The sequence below is a fragment of the Zhongshania borealis genome (assembly GCF_039539625.1).
GTDB classification, from domain to species: Bacteria; Pseudomonadota; Gammaproteobacteria; order Pseudomonadales; family Spongiibacteraceae; genus Spongiibacter; species Spongiibacter borealis.
Genome location: NZ_BAABDM010000014.1, coordinates 1 through 17,127, shown reverse-complemented (window position 1 = coordinate 17,127; position 17,127 = coordinate 1). Strand labels below are relative to the sequence as shown.

The window sequence follows — 17,127 nt, the reverse complement described above, 5'->3', positions numbered from 1 at the left end:
GCAATTAACCATCGAAATTAAATACTATGCATGAACTTTGTCACATCAAGGAAATTTCCGACCCCGGCTCCAAAGGCTTTAAATTTGCTGAACAAAGCGTTTTTGCGGTCCACCTCCGGGGCGAGATTTACGTGTATCGCAATAGCTGCCCGCACTTGGGCATTGAGCTAAATTGGCAGGAAGATCAGTTTTTAGACTACGACGATTCCCTAATTCAATGCACAACGCACGGCGCCTTATTTATCATTGAAAATGGCCACTGCGTAGCCGGACCGTGCATGGGCAAAGCGCTCGAGCCAATTCCCTTTCACGTTACCAACGGTATGATCGTGCTGCGCACACTAGATTAAATTTCGACCGTTAGTGGCGCAGTTAACACCATTTGCTCTAGCGTAATCTCCGCCCTGTAGGCAATGACCTCCAAACCAGTGCCAAATGCAGCTTGCAAGGTTCTCGTATAAACAGGATCAATATGCGCGGCAGGCATCACCCGCTGAATCCCTTCATGCAGCACAGCAAACAGCAGTACAACCCGCGCACCTTGGCGGCGCAATTCGAGCAAATCCTCAATATGCCGACTCGCACGCTTACTCACCGCATCAGGAAACGCCCCGAGACCGCCGCCGCAGTCGAGCGTTACCGACTTTACTTCTACATAGCATTCAGGCAATTCACCCGCGGCAGGCGCGTAAAAATCAATACGACTACCCGAGGCGAGCTTTTTCTCACGCTGCCAGTTCGGATACGCCGCCAAGGCAGAAATGCCGCCCGCTTGCAGTGCTTCGTCGACTAAGTCATTGGCAAGCGCGGAGTGAATACACACATTCGCGCCAGTAGCTGTTTCCAACAACTCCCACGTCATACTGTATTTCCGTTTGGGATTTGCGCTTACCGACATCCACACCCGACTGCCCGGCACATCACAACCGGTCATGGCCCCAGTATTGGGACAATGCACCGTCACCTCTTCACCACTGTCTAAAACTACATCAGCGAGAAACCGTTTGTATCGCCGAAGTAAAATCCCACCTTGTAGCTCGCCCTGCCAATACACTCACACCACCCTTACCTTATCAAAACTAGCCTTAACCCGTGCCATTACCTAGCACTCAGCAGCGAGCAAACGCCAGCGCGCCAGCTAAACATGGTATCGTAGTCACTACAATTATTCGGTACGAGCTTAAAACCATTACATGATAAAGAAAACTCTCATCACCTTTGGCATCGTCATCACGCTTGTCGTCATCACCGTCAGCATCGTCTTAGTTCAACCGCAATTATTACGCGGGCTTATTAACAGCGGCGCCCAGCGCTTTGCTGGCTTAGAGATCAATATCGGCGACATACGCTCGCAGCTAAATCCACTACGATTTGAAGTCGACGGCCTTGAAATCCATAATCCCGAATGGCCTCGGCCCGCGTTGCTCAGCCTAGCCAATATTAGCGTAGCACTCACCGAGAATCCCTTTGGCGACAAACCGTTTTGGACACTAAAAGCGGAGTCATTAAATATTCGCCTCGAACAAAATGAGGCTGGTGAATTTAACTGGATAAGCCCGAAACTACTCGCGAACAGCAAGCCCAGCCCAGAACCAGACGCCAGCTCTGCAATGCCTACACTTCCCGGCGACTTCAATTTCAACCGGATTAGTATCAATAAAGTTAATTTGCTATGGCGCGACAAAGCCGGTACTGAACGTAGCATCTACCTGCCGAAGGTCAGCGGTGAACGCGTCGACGCTGGCAATGGCGACTTTTATATTGGGCTCGACTATCAAGAGCAGCACTTTGAACTGAAAAGCGACATTACACTGTTCGATCCAAACAGCGGCCTACTGGGCTATTCCTTGGCACTCACGCATCAGGATTTTGACTTTAACAGCGAGGGTAAGCTGGTTCTTACGCCCAAACTGTCGGGCAGTGAATTCAGCTTTAACCTCGATCTACGCAGCGCAGATAATTTGGCAGCGCTAGCCAACACCGAGATCCCAGACATACCCAGCATAAAACTTTCGAGCAAACTGGTCCTTAACCCGAATTACGAATTCACCGACATCATACTAAAACTCAATGACCAGGAAGTGCGCGGGGCCATAAGCATCGATGCGAACACATCTGCGGTTCGCGGTGACCTTAAAGCCAAATCATTTAACATTGACAAGCTCACCCCAAGTCCAGCCACCGAAGCTCCCCAACAAGATCTGGCAAACATCAAGGCTAACGACAAAGACATTACCGAGAGCCCCATAGATTGGTCCTGGCTAGACACCACCCAAGTCGCCCTTAAGCTAAACGTGGGCAGCCTCAATGCCGCAGGCTGGCAATTGCAAGAACTCAGCAGCGATATCCTTATAAAAGATGACATCCAGCTTACGCTCGCCGCCGCGAGCATAACTGAATTAGCTAATGGCCGAGAAATTTCTAATTTCAACGCTGACATTAACGCAAAACCCCTCGCCAAAATCACCGACTCAGCCGATCTCGCGGTTAATGTAAACATCAGCCAGCAGGGTTTAAACGCTGCAATTAAAGGCCAGCTCAATGTGAACGGCATGGCCGACACCGACCTCGAAGTGACGGCCAACGCCGACCACAGCAAAACCCTTTGGCAGCTCGCCCAGCTGCCCTGGCAAGAGGCTGGTGCAATCAACATCACCGCTGCCGTTCAAACCCATGCCGACCGCTATATCGCCAAGGGGAATGCACGCCTAGGCGAACAGAATACGGCGTTTGATTTACAATACGCCCTCGCGGCCAAGGAACAGCTCCCCGAACTTGGCGGCAACATTACACTAAAGGGAATTGATCTGACTTTTCTCAACGACCCCAGCACGTCAAATAGCGCCACGCCAGAAACGCCAGCAGCGAAAAAGGGCAAAAAATTAATCAGCAAAGATCCGATCGACCTTAGCGCTATGCAAACCTTAAACGCGAACATCAGCATCGCGCTTGAAGACATAGACACCGGCTACGCTGTTATCAAAAGCGCCAAGCTCAAACCTAGCTTGCAAGACGGCGTCTTGAACTTAAAGAACACGACTATCAATTTTGACGGCGGTGATGCCACCTTGCGCCTGAAATTAGACGCCAAGCAGAGCCAACCGAGCCTCACACTTAAACTCAGCATGGACGGCGAAGATTACGGAAAACTCGGCCTCGAAAAAGCTGCCGGCATCAACGGCGGCACAGGCGGCATCCGCTTGAATATCAACAGCCAAGGCGCCAGCCCGCAACTGTTAGCAGCAAATATGAACGGTAAATTAGATATTAAAATTACCGACTTAGTCGCTCAGGGCAACGCGCTTAACTTGATCGGTTCCGACGTACTAAGCGAAACCATTGATAAGCTGAATCCCTTTTCCGAAAAGAAAACCAGCACCGACATAGAATGCATCGCTATTCACTTTGACGGTAAAAGCGGTAAATTTATCAGCGATGACGGCATCGCACTGGAAACGGCTCAAACCAAAATTATCGGCACAGGCAATTTAGATCTCGGCAAAGAACAACTTTTGTTTGGCGTGTCACCCATCGCCCGCACCGGCGTCGGCATCAACGTTGGCGCTGCCGCAGGCTTAGTCAGACTTGGCGGCACCTTCAGCAAACCGAAAATAGTCGCCGATCCATCTGGGATGTTCACCTCAGGATTATCTACCGGTGCGGCGATCTACACCGGCGGCCTATCGCTGTTAGCACAGGGTTTACTCAAACGGGCTATTTACGCAGGGAGCGCATGCGATGGTGCAATTGACGAAATTCCGAGCGTGGATGAATTGCCTGAAGAATTATTAAAGCCCCAACTTCCGAGCGAGCCTGCAAATGGCAACACTGACAACGCCATAAACGAAGGCTAACAAACCTAAAGAGTGGCGCTAGCGTCACTCTTTATTTGCTGAGACTAACGACTTTAAAGCCATCATGTTCGATCAATATTTCCGCGTTAGCGAATATGCCAATTGCTTTACGCTCCAGCGGGATAAACTGATTTACGACGAATAAGGCCCGCCCCTGGCGGCTTAGCAAACGGTGCGCCGCCACAATGAACTGATCGGTTAGTGACCCGGCAACCGCAAAGCCTTTATGAAAAGGCGGATTACACAACACCGCTTCAAAGGGGCCGTTCAAACCAGACGCGCAATCGGCTAGTTCAATTTGCGCACTAATCCCCTGCGCTTCACAATTCCTTCGCGCCGCCAACAAGGCGGTCGCATTATTGTCGGTGAGTAACCAATTGGCGCCCGGCAATTGAGCTGCAGCCTTCACTGCTATAAAGCCATAGCCGCAACCAAGATCAACCAAGCTCGCCGGAGCTTGTTTAAAGCCCGTCAAAAATGCCGGCAGCTGCTCGATCAATAACGCGCTACCCCGGTCTTGCTTCTGCCAGCCAAATATACCCGGTTTGCTATACAGGGTAGGTGACTGAGCAATTTCCTGAATTTCGGTATAGTGCTGGTCTGGCAATACACCACTCGGAACCGCGCGCTTTACAATGGTCGCGATATACGCCGCGCCGCCGTGCTTTTTAATTTCGGCACTCGCGCCAACCAGCGCGGCAGCTTTTTTTGCGTAGCTGTGCAAGCCGTCATTCTTGTGACCAGCCAAGAGCAAACTGCCGCCAGTGGGCAATATCGCCAAGGCCTGATTTATTAAATAATGCACTAGGGCTTTTTCTTTCGATACGCGATAGCACACCGTTTGCGGCGGTTCCGCATTTGCAGGCATGACAAAATCACCCAGCTCAACCACATAGCCTGCGCGGCGCAATTGTTCCGCTATATCGCAGCGGTTGCTAAAACTGAGCCAATTTGCGCCGACCGCTGGCAGCGGCATTGCCGCCACATGCTCATCGGCAAACCACCACAGCGGCGTTGGCGCGACAGGAAATTGCTGATACAAGGCCATCAATGCGGTATCAGATCCGGCAGTATTGTTTTGCTCGCTGCTCATTGCTATCTCATTGTAAATTGACGGGACTAATTGTCGCGCGGCTACGTTTGCACACTGGCGACTTCGGCTGCCGTTAGATAGCGATATTCACCTTCGGCCAAATCAAGGTCGAGAACAATTTCGCCAATCGCTTCGCGGTGCAAACTGGTGACCAAATTTCCTTCAGCGCCAAACATTCGCTTCACCTGGTGGTAGCGACCTTCGCAAATTTTCAGACGGGCCACCCGCTCTCCCAATAATTCTAATTCTGCGGGTAAAGTGCGGGCCGTATCATCTTTCAAAAACACCCCGCGGCTAAAATGCACTTGTGTTTGCTCAGTAATCACTTCAGCCGTTTCCACGTAGTAACTTTTCCAACATTTGCGCTGTGGCGAGGTCACCGCGTGGGACCAGCTACCATCATCCGTAAGCAAAACCAACCCAGTGGTATCAATATCGAGACGGCCTGCCACATGCAAGCGCTCAGGGTTATCCTCTTCCATCAAATCCAATACAGTCTGGTGACGGCGATCCCGCGCGGCGCAGATATAACCTTGAGGCTTGTTTAGCATAATATAGCGCGGGCCAACAGTCCGCAGGGAATGACCGCTTAAATTCACCACAGCATCAAGCGCGACGGTTTGGCCGGGATCACGTATAGCTACGCCGTCTACCGTTATCTCGCCGGCTTTAATCAGTTTTTTAGCATCGCTGCGCGAATAGTCGGTGACGCTCGCCAAGTAACGATCCAAGCGCAGTGATTTATTGCTAACGTTGCTCACAATTCCGGCCACTCCTAAATAAGGCCGGTATTGTCAGGCATGCCGGCGCCGGCATCAAGCAAGCACCACTTAAATCGGCATAGCTGCACTTTTGCTAGCAATGCGATCACTCGACTGCGGCAGCATTTCAGTGACCGCGCCGAGGGCGACAATGCGGTAAAATATATCGTCTAGATGAGCGCTATACGATTTTTTTGGTGCGGTAAAATTAGACCGGTATTGAGCCATGGCGTTAATATCAACACGCTCTAGCAATTGAATTTTTGCCATGTAATTAATCGCTTTGCCATGAGTACTGGTCGGCAATGTTTCGGTTGGGCGCAAACTAACCACGGGCTTGTCCATTGCCACGGCTTCAGACACCATACTCAAGCTGTCTTCTGTGCAGAATATTCGTGATGCTGCGCCAAGAAAGGCATCCAAGGGTTCGCTATGACCGTCTTCGTACCATATCGCCGCGCGACAAACATCGTCATCCATGTAACGCTGCAAAATCTTAGTCGCTGCGGCACCGGTACGGCGTGAGCTGCTTATTAGCCATTGAATCCCATATTGCTCACTGAGCGCCCGAATTCCAGCACCCAAGCGATGCCAGTCTGCATCGTGATAGTCATAACCACTGCCGTCACCACCTACAAGCAATGTCCAAAGCGGACGTCCCTGATCTTGCAGTTCTTGTCCTGCGCGCTGGCACCGCACTTGATCAATACGACACAGAACCACCGATGTCGCAATCGCATTACCGCCACCCAACTCACCGTTTAGACTAAGGTGCGCTCGAATCGCGTGCTCGGGAATTGAATAACTATTACCGATCAATGCATTCGGAATTTCAAGCTGCTTACTGAAGGCAATATTAAGTGCCACTACGTTGCCGCCAAACGACACGACCAGGTCAATCATCTCAATCGCACGCTTTTCAATCCGATATAAACTAAATACCAAACTGCGCAAAAACGGCGTGGGCGACATCACCAAACGGCGCGCGAGGCGATTTAATAATTTAATTCTAGGCACTGCTTTCACAACGACGATTTCACACTCACATCGAAGACAGCGGCTCTCGATCATTCGCGCAAGCCCCAAGGACTGGCTAAGGTGCCCAGGTTTTCCGTCGTGTAGTACCAAAATACGAAAACGCTTCATTCTCAATCGCTCTACGCCGAATACAAAGATATTTATTCGGATGGCAACCCAGCGCTAATTACAATTGCCGCGGCAGCATACCGAGCTACCAATGTAGACATTCAAAATGACAGAACAATAACGCTCAGATGACCAATGAAAGTCAACGCCAAGCATTAGCACGCATGATGATTACACTTGCGATAATTACGGAGCGGATCAGGGCAAAACTTCGATGCGAAAGAAGGCGACTAGATGGCTAAGTCGCAGCGCCATCTCAAATAAAACGACGCCATTTTTCTACCTGTGCGTGCACTTACGAGTAAGGTTTTTCAAGAAGCTGAACGCGAATATCTTTGTTTATCGGGCTAACCGGTGGCCCAAACTGGTTGTAAATAGCAACATCGGCCGCATCGCGCCCGTAACCGATAACAACATAAGCACTACGAAGCTCATACTGGGTGGCATCAAAGGTATACCAACGTCCACCAACATATGCTTCAAACCACGCGTGCAGATCCATAGGCTCAAGCCCGTACATATACCCCACCACCAAACGCGCAGGAATACTTAAGCTACGACAAAGCGCTATGCCTAAATGCGATAAGTCTCGACAAACCCCAGACTGTCTTGCATTGACCTCCACCGCAGAAATCGGCACCTCACTATTACCGGGCTCAAAACGAATGGTATCGCGCAACCAGGCCTCGATCGCTTTAACCTGATCATAGCCTAGCGCTTTACCGGCAACGATCGCAGTGGCCATCTGACCAAAACGATCCGATTCGCAGAAGCGGCTAGGCAAGAGATAACAGAGAACCTCGTCAGGCAAATATTCAATATCAACAAACGGCGCGCCCGGTGACTGATCCATATGATCAGCGGTCATTACTTCGGCGGAGGTATAGACCGTAAAATGGCCCGGCGGCGCCACCAAGCGCTGACACAAATTGCCATAACCATCAGTAAATTCCATTACGGGTATGATCGGCCTGAGCATATATTCTTCGCTCGCCACCCATTGCTGGCGACCGCTGCGCAAGCGCAGCATTAGAATAAATGGCGTCGGTACAGAAATATCAAAGCTCATCTCACAGCTCGTGCGCAACCACATAAACAATCCTTTTGAGATAGCTAGAAAATAATAACGACGGACAAAGAGCAATCACTCGCCGTTAATAAAGTATTCCTTGGTGCCTTTCATTTTCATTACATCTTCAAGATGCACCAACGCCTTGGCATAGGCGGCTTGACGGAAGCTAATACCCGCCTTCTGATGCTGATACTGCCACAAGCCCTCAAATGCAGATTCGATTTTTTCTTTTAATCGGCTCTGCACCTCAAGTAAGGTCCAAGGGTAACCGGCGCGATTTTGCACCCACTCGAAATAACTTACAATCACACCACCGGAATTAGCCAAAACATCAGGGATCACCACAATATCCCGCGCAAACAATGCTTCATCAGCATCCAGGCTAATAGGCCCATTGGCCACTTCAACTATCCATTTTGCGCCAACAGCATCCACATTATCACTGTTTATCGCATTTTCCAGCGCAGCAGGGACAAGAATATCTACCGACATCGCCAAAAGCTCGGCATTGCTTATGGCTTGGTAGCTGTCACAGTTTTCGCAATTGCTCACCGAACCTTCTGGGTAGTTTGGATTTATTTGATGCGTAACCATTTTACGCTCGTGCACCAATTGCACATCCAATCCCTCGGCGCAAAAAATCCCGCCCTGCGAATCACTTAAGGCCACCACCTTATAGCCCGCCGCCGCAAGTAATCTCGCCAAATGATAGCCCGCGTTACCAAAGCCTTGGATCGCAACACTTATATCAACAGGTAGCTTACCTTCCTTGCAGCGCAAGAATTCTATGCAATAGAATGCGCCGCGACCAGTCGCCTCAAATCGCCCCTCACTGCCGCCCAAATTAACGGGTTTGCCAGTAATCACTGCGGGGTACTTAGCGCCATTAATGACTTCGTACTCGTCTCGCATCCAACCCATTATGCGCTCGTTGGTATAAACATCCGGGGCGGGAATATCGAGATCCGGCCCAACAAAGTCAGCCATCGCCCGCATATATGCCCTAGAAAGGCGCTCCAGTTCCATTCGCGACAGCGATTTAGGGTCCACAACCACACCGCCTTTGGCCCCACCAAAGGGTAAATTAACCAAGGCGCACTTTATCGTCATCCATAAACCTAGCGCCCGCATCTCGGCGTCATCAACGCAAGGATGAAAGCGGATCCCTCCCTTACTTGGCCCAAGCAACTGACTGTAATGGCAGCGATAAGCATCAAAATACTGGGTGGCACCATCGTCCATACGCACTGGTAGCGAGGCATACATCACCGCTTTCGGTCGCGATAAACCCGCCAATACTGAATCACTAATACCTGCAAGTTGTCCCATACCACGCAAGCGCTCTACCGCCTGATCGAATATCGTATTCACTGCAACACTCCGCTAATAGCGGTGACGAAAACCCCGCCACACAGGAATCAACCTCAAAATACCCGCTAACATGCGGACGAATATCGCTAACTCACAAGCACAAGCTGTTTTCTCGCTTAGTGGTTTGAACATAGCCCCGACCGACACCAATGTCTATCGCACTAGCAATGCACTCCCATGTTATTCAACTCAAACCAAGCTCACAGAGGCACACCCTCTACTTTCCCCACCAACAGATACTCGCAAAACGACACCAATCTACGCTTACATGACACAACCACTAATACACGCACCGTAAATTACTACACATTTAATAATATATTAAGCTATTTAAATAACTGTTTTTAATACACTTTAATTAACTAATGCACTCAATTAAATGCTATTACACAATAAGGTAGATAATTACTGCGGTTTTGCGGTACAAATAATAGGTGGCAGGCAAGAGAGCAACTCGAAACTGTCACATGATTAATTTCTAACACTATGGAGAGAAATAGAAATGAAAAGAAAAATATCTACTATCGTAAATTCAGTCATTGCTAGCACCGCATTAATGGCCGGCGCCGCCAACGCGGGACTATTGGGCTCCGTCGCTGACGCACTCAGCAGCCCATCGATAGATCGCTCAATTAGCGTTGAAAAATGCGTTGAGCTGCCCTCATCTGACAGTTACTTTGCGGGTGTCGCCACCCCACTAACAGGCCCGATTGGCATCGACCTGCCCGGCACAGGAACGGTTACGGTTTGCGCCGTTACCAGCTGTGACGTAACTGGTGGCGTAGAAATAGAGCCGCTAGCGCCGTCTTTCAGTGACTGCGATATTGGCTATACGGTATCTGGCGGCGGCGAAGGCTCTTGCGTAACCACCGTTAGCGTCAAGACAATACTTGGCGAGAGAACTCTACACGCCAGCCGTAGCGTGTCAGAAGATGGCGACCCACTATTCCCACTCGAGGTTTGCCTGGCAAACACCTCAGACTAAGCACTCCCGCCTCCGCTCGCGCGGAGGCTACCCACGCTATAGGGCGTAGCGGCCAACACCGATCGCCGCCCCTACATTAATTTACCCTCAATTAAGTAAGCCTACGTGTCACCAGCCCATAAAAAAACCGCGAACAAGGTCGCGGCTTTTACCAGAACATACAGCAGCTCTTATCGGGCGGCCATTTGCTCCACTTCAATCTAGCAAGTTAAAAACGAGATTACTCTGCTTCAGCACCCGCTTTTACACTAGCGTCAACCTTGATATTTGTCAGGCTACGCAAAGCGCTTTTCTTTTCTTCAACAGAGGCTTTTGCACTTGCCTTAGCTTCTGCACGCGCTTCAGCACGAGCCTGCGCATCGGCTTCGGCCTGCGCTTCTTGCTCTGCCTTACGCGCTTTAGCAGCGGCTTTTTCTTCTTCACGCTTAGCCTTGGCTTCTTCGCGCTTTGCCTCAGCAGCAGCTTTTTTCTCTGCGGCAGCAGCCATCATCGCCTCACTTTTCGCAGAGCCTTCAGCCTTCATCTTGGCTGCCTTTTCATCAAGGTTGGTGTCAACATTAACATTGGCTTCTACTTTGGCATCAGCTTTAGCTTCTGCCTTTTCTTCTGACTTAGCACTGCCACCCAAACCCAGCTTACTAAAAAAGCCGCCGTCTGCCATTACGCTAGCATTCAAACCAATTAAGCTTACGGCGAGAACTAATGCTTTCATTTTCATGGTGATAACCCTTAGTTTTATAAAAAATAATTGTTTGTACTTGTTTTGTGAGATCTATTGTAGGGCAGCACAGCCCGCAAACAAGCCTTGGATAGCGTAATTTTCACCGCAAATTCCAATAAAATTCAGACTGCTGTTCAGCTTATAGCAAGCTTATGACATTAATGCTCACGAGTAGAGCGGAAACGCACTTCCGGATAACGCTCTTCGGTCAAGGCTAAATTCACCCGGGTTGGCGCCAAATAGGTCAAATGGCCGCCACCGTCTATTGCAAGGTTTTCGGCGCACTTACGCTTAAACTCGTCAAATTTCTTTGCGTCATCACATTCAACCCAGCGCGCTGTATAAACGTTAACAGGCTCATAAACGGCCTCAACCTTGTACTCGTCTTTGAGGCGATAGCTCACCACCTCAAACTGCAAATTACCAACGGCGCCCACCACCAGATCACTATTGCGCTGAGGCATAAATACCTGCGTCGAACCTTCTTCCGACAACTGCTGCAAACCTTTCTGTAACTGCTTGGCTTTCATTGGATCTTTCAGGCGAATCCGGCGAAACAGCTCCGGCGCAAAATGCGGAATTCCGGTAAATTTAAAACTTTCTCCGGATGAAAAAGTATCGCCAATCTGTATAGTGCCGTGATTGTGTAAACCAATAATATCGCCAGACACGGCCTCTTCCACCAGCTCGCGATCACCAGCCAAAAAACTCACCGCATCAACAATTTTAACGTCTTTACCAAGGCGCACATGGCGCATTTTCATACCCTTAGTATAGGTGCCCGAGCAGATACGCATGAAGGCGATCCGGTCACGGTGTTTGGGATCCATATTGGCCTGAATTTTAAACACAAAGCCAGAAAAGGTTTCTTCCTTAGCGCTAACTTCACGACTATCAGTAGGCCGATCAAGCGGTTCTGGCGACCACTCAACAAAGCCGTCAAGCATTTCCCGCACACCAAAATTCGACAATGCCGTACCGAAAAAAACTGGTGTTTGCTTGCCGGCCAAATAAGCCTCGCGGTCAAAGAAATGGCTTGCACCGCGCACCAACTCAATTTCTTCAAGAAAGCTCTCATACTCGTCATCGAGCAAGGCGCGAGCGGCATCGCTTTCCAGCCCCTCAATGCGAATATCTTCAGCCACCACAGAACCCTTACCTGGCTGAAACACGTGAATGGTGTCAGTGTACATATTGTAGACACCCTTAAAATCGCGCCCCATACCGATGGGCCAATTAATCGGCGCCGCGGCAATACCCAACACGCTCTCGACCTCGTCTAACAACTCGATGGGATCGCGAATATCACGGTCCATTTTATTTACAAAACCCAAAATGGGCGTGTCGCGTAAACGGCAGACATTCATCAATTTGATGGTTCGGTCTTCGACACCCTTGGCACCATCAATAATCATCAGCGCCGAATCCACCGCCGTCAGAGTGCGATAGGTGTCTTCCGAGAAATCCTCATGCCCGGGCGTATCGAGCAAGTTCACGACGCGCCCTTTATAGGGAAACTGCATAACCGAGGACGTAACCGAGATCCCCCGCTCTTTCTCGAGACTCATCCAGTCTGAGGTTGCCGCGCGGTCGTTCTTTTTGCCCTTAACTGTTCCTGCCACTTGGATTAATTGCCCAAGTAGAATCAATTTCTCAGTAATAGTCGTTTTACCGGCATCAGGGTGAGAGATGATGGCAAAGGTGCGGCGCTTGGCCACTTCCTGTTGAAAGCTAATATCTGACATTAAATTGGGTCTTCTGGCTAAACAGATTCGGGACGATACGCAGAATAAAATCGAGCTGCATATATAAGAGGCGTGAGTTTAAAGGACTTGAGCAGGGCTTGCACTATTCACCGCATCAATCACCAGCAAAATGGCCTGCCAATAAATACCGAAAATGGCCACCAAAACCCCGCCAGCTCTGGTATTCCGTCGCACTGAGGGTTTCTATCTATAGCGCAAAACCCGCTTTTCCCGTAAGCTGCACGCCCGCTGTCATCAGGACATCGGCCATCACGCCGCGACGCGCGACATTATGAGATGATAGATTTTATGAGCTTTACCTCCCTGGGCTTATCCGCCCCGATACTTTCTGCGGTAACTGAAAAAGGTTACGACACCCCCTCACCAATCCAAGCCCAAGCCATTCCCGCTGTACTGGAAGGCCGAGATGTTATGGCTGCCGCACAAACCGGCACCGGTAAAACCGCAGGTTTCACCCTGCCAATACTGGAATTACTGTCTCGTGGCGAGCGCGCCAATGCCAATCAAGCCCGCGCATTAATACTGACACCAACCCGCGAACTCGCTGCCCAAATTGGCGAAAACGTGGCAATGTACGGCAAAAACCTACCCCTGCGCTCTACGGTGGTATTCGGCGGCGTAAAAATTAACCCGCAAATGATCAAACTGCGCCGCGGCGTCGATATCTTAGTAGCTACTCCGGGCCGCCTTCTGGATTTGTACAATCAAAATGCAGTGAAATTTAACCAATTAGAAATTCTGGTGCTGGACGAAGCCGACCGCATGCTCGACATGGGCTTTATCCACGATATCCGTAAAATTCTTGCTGTACTGCCAAAGCGCCGCCAGAATCTGATGTTTTCCGCCACATTCTCCGGTGACATTCGTCAGCTCGCCAAGGGCTTAGTAAACAACCCAGTAGAGATTTCAGTTAGCCCGGAAGTCACTACCGCCAAATCTGTTACCCAGTGTATTTACCCTGTTGATAAGAACCAGAAACCGGCACTGCTAACCCACCTGATTAACAGCAATAACTGGCAGCAAGTACTCATCTTCTCCAAAACCAAACATGGCGCCAACCGCTTAGCGACCCAGCTAGACAATGCCGGTATCAAAGCGGCGGCAATTCACGGCAATAAAAGCCAAGGCGCCCGCACCCGCGCACTCGCTGAATTCAAAAATGGTGATGTACGCGCGTTGGTGGCAACCGATATTGCCGCCCGAGGTCTGGACATAGACCAACTGCCACAAGTGGTTAACTTCGACCTACCGAATGTGCCAGAGGACTATGTACATCGCATTGGCCGCACCGGCCGCGCTGGTGCAACAGGTAACGCGGTATCACTGGTTTGCGCAGATGAGTTTAAATTACTGGCCGACATTGAACGCCTTATAAAGGAAATATTGCCCCGCGAAATTCCCGAGGGTTTTACGCCAGTAAATCCACTACCGGAGTCTCGACTAGGCGCGCCCAGCAACTCCCGCCCCCACCGTCCCCGGGTAGAGCACCGTGACGGTCAACGCCCTGCAGCCAAGCCCGCAGGTCGCCGTGGTCGACCCGGCGGCGGCAACCGCGGCCGAAGCGCTGCGCCAAAAGGCTAGACACATAAAAAAGCCCGCGTTTAAGCGGGCTTTTTTATGTCAAAACGAGTTAGCTGACTAATTATGCTCGGCTATCAAGCAAGCTTAATGGCTCGCGCTCAATGGAGCTACTGTGCGTGCTATACAAACTGCTCAGACGCTGCGCCTTAATATCTACCTCAGCAAACTTAGCCGTATCAATTTCAGAAGCAAGGCTGCGGTCAGCTGCTGATGCCAAGCTCTGACTGCGATTCCTACCGTCGCCATCCTCAAGCGAACTCGCAGCCAACTCGCGGCGCGCTTCAGCTTCTATTCTCGCAGCCTCTGCCGCCACCTGGCGATCCTGACTACTTGGCTCAGCAGGCGCCAATGCCGCCTGCTTAACTATCTGCATTTTATCAATCGTTGCCTGAGGCGTCGCCGCGGGGGCAATATCAATACTCACCTCACCATTCACAGCATAGGTATTGCCATCTGGCCCACGCTCAAACTCATAACTGGGGGCACCAGCGTAGCGACCACCCGACACAGAATGCGCCAGCTCGTGACTATGCACTTCGCGATCACGAGCCGCCAATTCTTGGATCTCGGTCTGTACTTGTTGCTCTTCCGCTTTTTTCGCCGCCGACTCAACGCCTCTTGCAGGGGCAGCGACCGCAGAATCACCACCGTCGTCTTCAGCCACACTATCGGGCGCAGTGGAATCACCTGACCGGCCAGTTAAAGCGCCTTTCACGCTATACACCACGCCATCGTCACCCTGTTCAGCCTCGGCTATATACAAGCGAGGAGAAGACAATATCGCCAAACGGGCCGGTGACACACCGCTATCCGCAAATATTGATAAATTAGGATCTGACTTTACCAAGCTCCGACTTTGGCTGTCGTTCTCAGCTGGCGCAGTTATTGGACGAGGCTGGAGGCTTTTGACCGGTACAGGCGCCTGCAAACCCTGCACTGCCGGCTGGGAACGCAGCTGTACGCTACCGACCACACCGGAATGCGGACGGTTTATCGGACTAACTGAGGAAGCGGAAATGGCATCCACTGTGGCGCCCCGGAAATTGACTAATATTTGATCTAATTCTAACGCATCTAACAGAATAAACCAGCGCTGTCGGCAGCGCGCTTAGATCAATAGCATGTATAGCCCTCGCCCACATACAACCGTAGCTTGTTAGCACAATATTCACTTCCGCTTGATCAGACGATTCACCTACAATAGCACCCTGAATACTCACTCGATAAACAAGGTTTTAGATCAATGTTAGAAAAAGCTTTTGAACGCCTGCTTTATGCCGCCCGCTGGCTGCTGGCCCCTATTTATTTGGGTTTGAGCTTGGCTCTATTAGCTCTGGCCATCAAGTTTTTCCAAGAAATCATCCACGTACTACCGCACGTCTTTGAAACCTCCGAGATGGACTTGGTTCTAGTCGTATTATCGCTAATCGATATCTCACTGGTTGGCGGCCTCCTGGTGATGGTGATGTTCTCTGGCTATGAGAATTTTGTATCACAAATCGACCTTGAAGAAGGGGACGATAAATTAAACTGGCTGGGTAAACTCGATACCGGCAGTTTAAAAAATAAAGTCGCCGCGTCCATTGTCGCTATCTCCTCAATTCATCTTTTGAAGGTATTTATGAATGCCGACAAAATAGATAACGACAAATTATTCTGGTACGTAATCATTCACCTGACATTCGTGATATCAGCTTTCGCCATGGGCATACTCGACAAATTAACTCGACACTAGTATCGGTCTAGGCGACCTAAAATAGGTCGCCAGATACATAACCCTTACAAAAGCGCAGTTAAATTTTCATTCGTTTTCACGCCCTTCTCCCGTGCAGCCAAAAAGCCTTGTGCGCTCACCAAAACTTAAACACGACATATTTCGCCTTCGTTAAGAAATTATGCACACTACGCCATCTCGGCATGCCCCAAATACTTAAGCAGCTGACGATGGCGATGACTAAAAAATATACCCACAAATTTATTGGCAAGCCATCCGGCGAAACGGGGCTCAAATGTAAGCTCATCTATTAGCAGGCAGCCTCCATTTGCCGGTTCAACACGGCGCTCGTGACGCCAACTGCGCATTGAACCCATTGTCGATTGCTCAACAAAGCTGATCTCGGGCTCAATTTTTTCAAGTGTAAAATCTGAAAAATCGAATGGTAATATTTTGAAGAGTAAAAACCAGCTACGAAACAACGGCTTACCCGATTCAAAGGAAATCGATTGTAGATCCTTTACGCCGGCGGGCATTGTCATCCGCAGAATGGGTGACATCTCCTTCGATATACTCTCCACTGAGGTCATCCACGCCCACGCCTGAGCGGGAGTAGCCTTTATATGGCTAGAATAGCGTGCCGTGTATTGCATTGTTCAAACACCTCGAGCCAAGACGGACAGATCGGACTTCAATTTACCCGTGTGACTTCTCCTCACCCTACGCTTCGCTAGGGTGAGGCTTCTCACTTCTTAGGCCGCTGCCGACACTGTGCCGGTCTTACGCAGGCCTCCATGAGCAGAAACAACGAGCCCCGTCGCTTTTAACTTCAGAATACCTTGCTGCTTAATGTTAATCGCTGCATTCGTATCGCGATCTAGGACGGCGCCACAGGCGCAAGTCCAGACTCGGATATTCAAAGGCAGCTTTTCAATCTTATCACCACAGCAAGAACAGGTTTTGGTTGAGGCAAACCACTGGTCAATTTTGACCAGATGCTTTCCGGCTTGCCTCGCCTTGTAGTCCAGCTTTTCGATTTGACTATGCCAGCTTGCGTCGGCAA

16 protein-coding genes are annotated in these 17,127 nt (G+C 50.2%); 5 read left to right on the top strand and 11 right to left on the bottom strand.

The genetic code is table 11. The features are described from left to right. Positions 1-26: 26 nt before the first annotated feature. The gene (locus ABD836_RS18825) at positions 27-350 is read left to right on the top strand and encodes a Rieske (2Fe-2S) protein (protein WP_344938998.1); all 324 of its coding nucleotides are present in this window, start codon (positions 27-29) and stop codon (positions 348-350) included. Here ABD836_RS18825 and sfsA read toward each other — a convergent pair. Continuing rightward, positions 347-1,054, bottom strand: coding sequence for a DNA/RNA nuclease SfsA (sfsA, locus tag ABD836_RS18820; protein ID WP_344938995.1), 708 nt, complete (start codon positions 1,052-1,054; stop codon positions 347-349). The two genes, ABD836_RS18825 and sfsA, sit on opposite strands and share 4 nt — an antisense overlap. A 139-nt stretch (positions 1,055-1,193) precedes the next feature. Between sfsA and ABD836_RS18815 the strand changes: the two genes are divergently transcribed. Then, a complete protein-coding gene (locus ABD836_RS18815; protein ID WP_344938991.1) occupies positions 1,194-3,854 on the top strand; it encodes an AsmA family protein in 2,661 nt (886 codons plus the stop codon). Between the two features lie 31 nt (positions 3,855-3,885). On the opposite strand, the gene ABD836_RS18810 is transcribed toward ABD836_RS18815, so the two are convergent. The 5 genes from ABD836_RS18810 to ABD836_RS18790 form a co-directional block, all read right to left on the bottom strand. Then, positions 3,886-4,947: a class I SAM-dependent methyltransferase gene (locus ABD836_RS18810; RefSeq protein WP_344938988.1), complete on the bottom strand. Its 1,062-nt coding sequence runs from the start codon at positions 4,945-4,947 to the stop codon at positions 3,886-3,888. A 41-nt stretch (positions 4,948-4,988) separates the two neighbouring features. Continuing rightward, a complete protein-coding gene (locus tag ABD836_RS18805) occupies positions 4,989-5,708 on the bottom strand; it encodes a pseudouridine synthase (RefSeq protein ID WP_344938985.1) in 720 nt (239 codons plus the stop codon). A 69-nt stretch (positions 5,709-5,777) separates the two neighbouring features. Next, complete coding sequence (locus ABD836_RS18800; RefSeq protein ID WP_344938982.1) at positions 5,778-6,854, bottom strand: ELM1/GtrOC1 family putative glycosyltransferase; 1,077 nt, start codon at positions 6,852-6,854, stop codon at positions 5,778-5,780. Between the two features lie 295 nt (positions 6,855-7,149). Beyond that, entirely contained in the window at positions 7,150-7,947 is a 798-nt protein-coding gene (locus ABD836_RS18795) for a transglutaminase-like domain-containing protein (protein ID WP_344938980.1), read from the bottom strand. A gap of 51 nt (positions 7,948-7,998) precedes the next feature. Further along, on the bottom strand, positions 7,999-9,297 hold the full coding sequence (locus ABD836_RS18790; protein WP_344938978.1) for a Glu/Leu/Phe/Val family dehydrogenase: 1,299 nt from the start codon (positions 9,295-9,297) through the stop codon (positions 7,999-8,001). Between the two features lie 502 nt (positions 9,298-9,799). Between ABD836_RS18790 and ABD836_RS18785 the strand changes: the two genes are divergently transcribed. Beyond that, the gene (locus ABD836_RS18785; RefSeq protein ID WP_344938975.1) at positions 9,800-10,282 is read left to right on the top strand and encodes a hypothetical protein; all 483 of its coding nucleotides are present in this window, start codon (positions 9,800-9,802) and stop codon (positions 10,280-10,282) included. Positions 10,283-10,502: 220 nt separating this feature from the next. On the opposite strand, the gene ABD836_RS18780 is transcribed toward ABD836_RS18785, so the two are convergent. Continuing rightward, positions 10,503-11,000, bottom strand: a complete 498-nt coding sequence (locus ABD836_RS18780; RefSeq protein WP_344938973.1) for a hypothetical protein — start codon at positions 10,998-11,000, stop codon at positions 10,503-10,505. A gap of 161 nt (positions 11,001-11,161) precedes the next feature. Beyond that, entirely contained in the window at positions 11,162-12,748 is a 1,587-nt protein-coding gene (locus tag ABD836_RS18775; protein WP_344938971.1) for a peptide chain release factor 3, read from the bottom strand. 309 nt (positions 12,749-13,057) lie between these two features. On the opposite strand from ABD836_RS18775, the gene ABD836_RS18770 reads away from it, so the two are divergent. Beyond that, positions 13,058-14,350 carry a DEAD/DEAH box helicase gene (locus tag ABD836_RS18770; protein WP_344938968.1) on the top strand — a complete coding sequence of 431 codons (1,293 nt, stop codon included), beginning with the start codon at positions 13,058-13,060 and terminating at the stop codon, positions 14,348-14,350. Between the two features lie 61 nt (positions 14,351-14,411). On the opposite strand, the gene ABD836_RS18765 is transcribed toward ABD836_RS18770, so the two are convergent. Continuing rightward, positions 14,412-15,377: a putative metalloprotease CJM1_0395 family protein gene (locus ABD836_RS18765; protein WP_344938965.1), complete on the bottom strand. Its 966-nt coding sequence runs from the start codon at positions 15,375-15,377 to the stop codon at positions 14,412-14,414. 216 nt (positions 15,378-15,593) lie between these two features. Between ABD836_RS18765 and ABD836_RS18760 the strand changes: the two genes are divergently transcribed. Continuing rightward, on the top strand, positions 15,594-16,085 hold the full coding sequence (locus tag ABD836_RS18760) for a TIGR00645 family protein (protein WP_344938961.1): 492 nt from the start codon (positions 15,594-15,596) through the stop codon (positions 16,083-16,085). A gap of 167 nt (positions 16,086-16,252) precedes the next feature. Here the strand turns inward: ABD836_RS18760 and ABD836_RS18755 are convergent, their stop codons facing one another. Continuing rightward, entirely contained in the window at positions 16,253-16,717 is a 465-nt protein-coding gene (locus ABD836_RS18755; protein WP_344938958.1) for an SRPBCC family protein, read from the bottom strand. A 99-nt stretch (positions 16,718-16,816) separates the two neighbouring features. Continuing rightward, on the bottom strand, positions 16,817-17,127 hold a 311-nt coding region (locus ABD836_RS18750), incomplete at its 5' end, for a zinc ribbon domain-containing protein (RefSeq protein WP_344938955.1).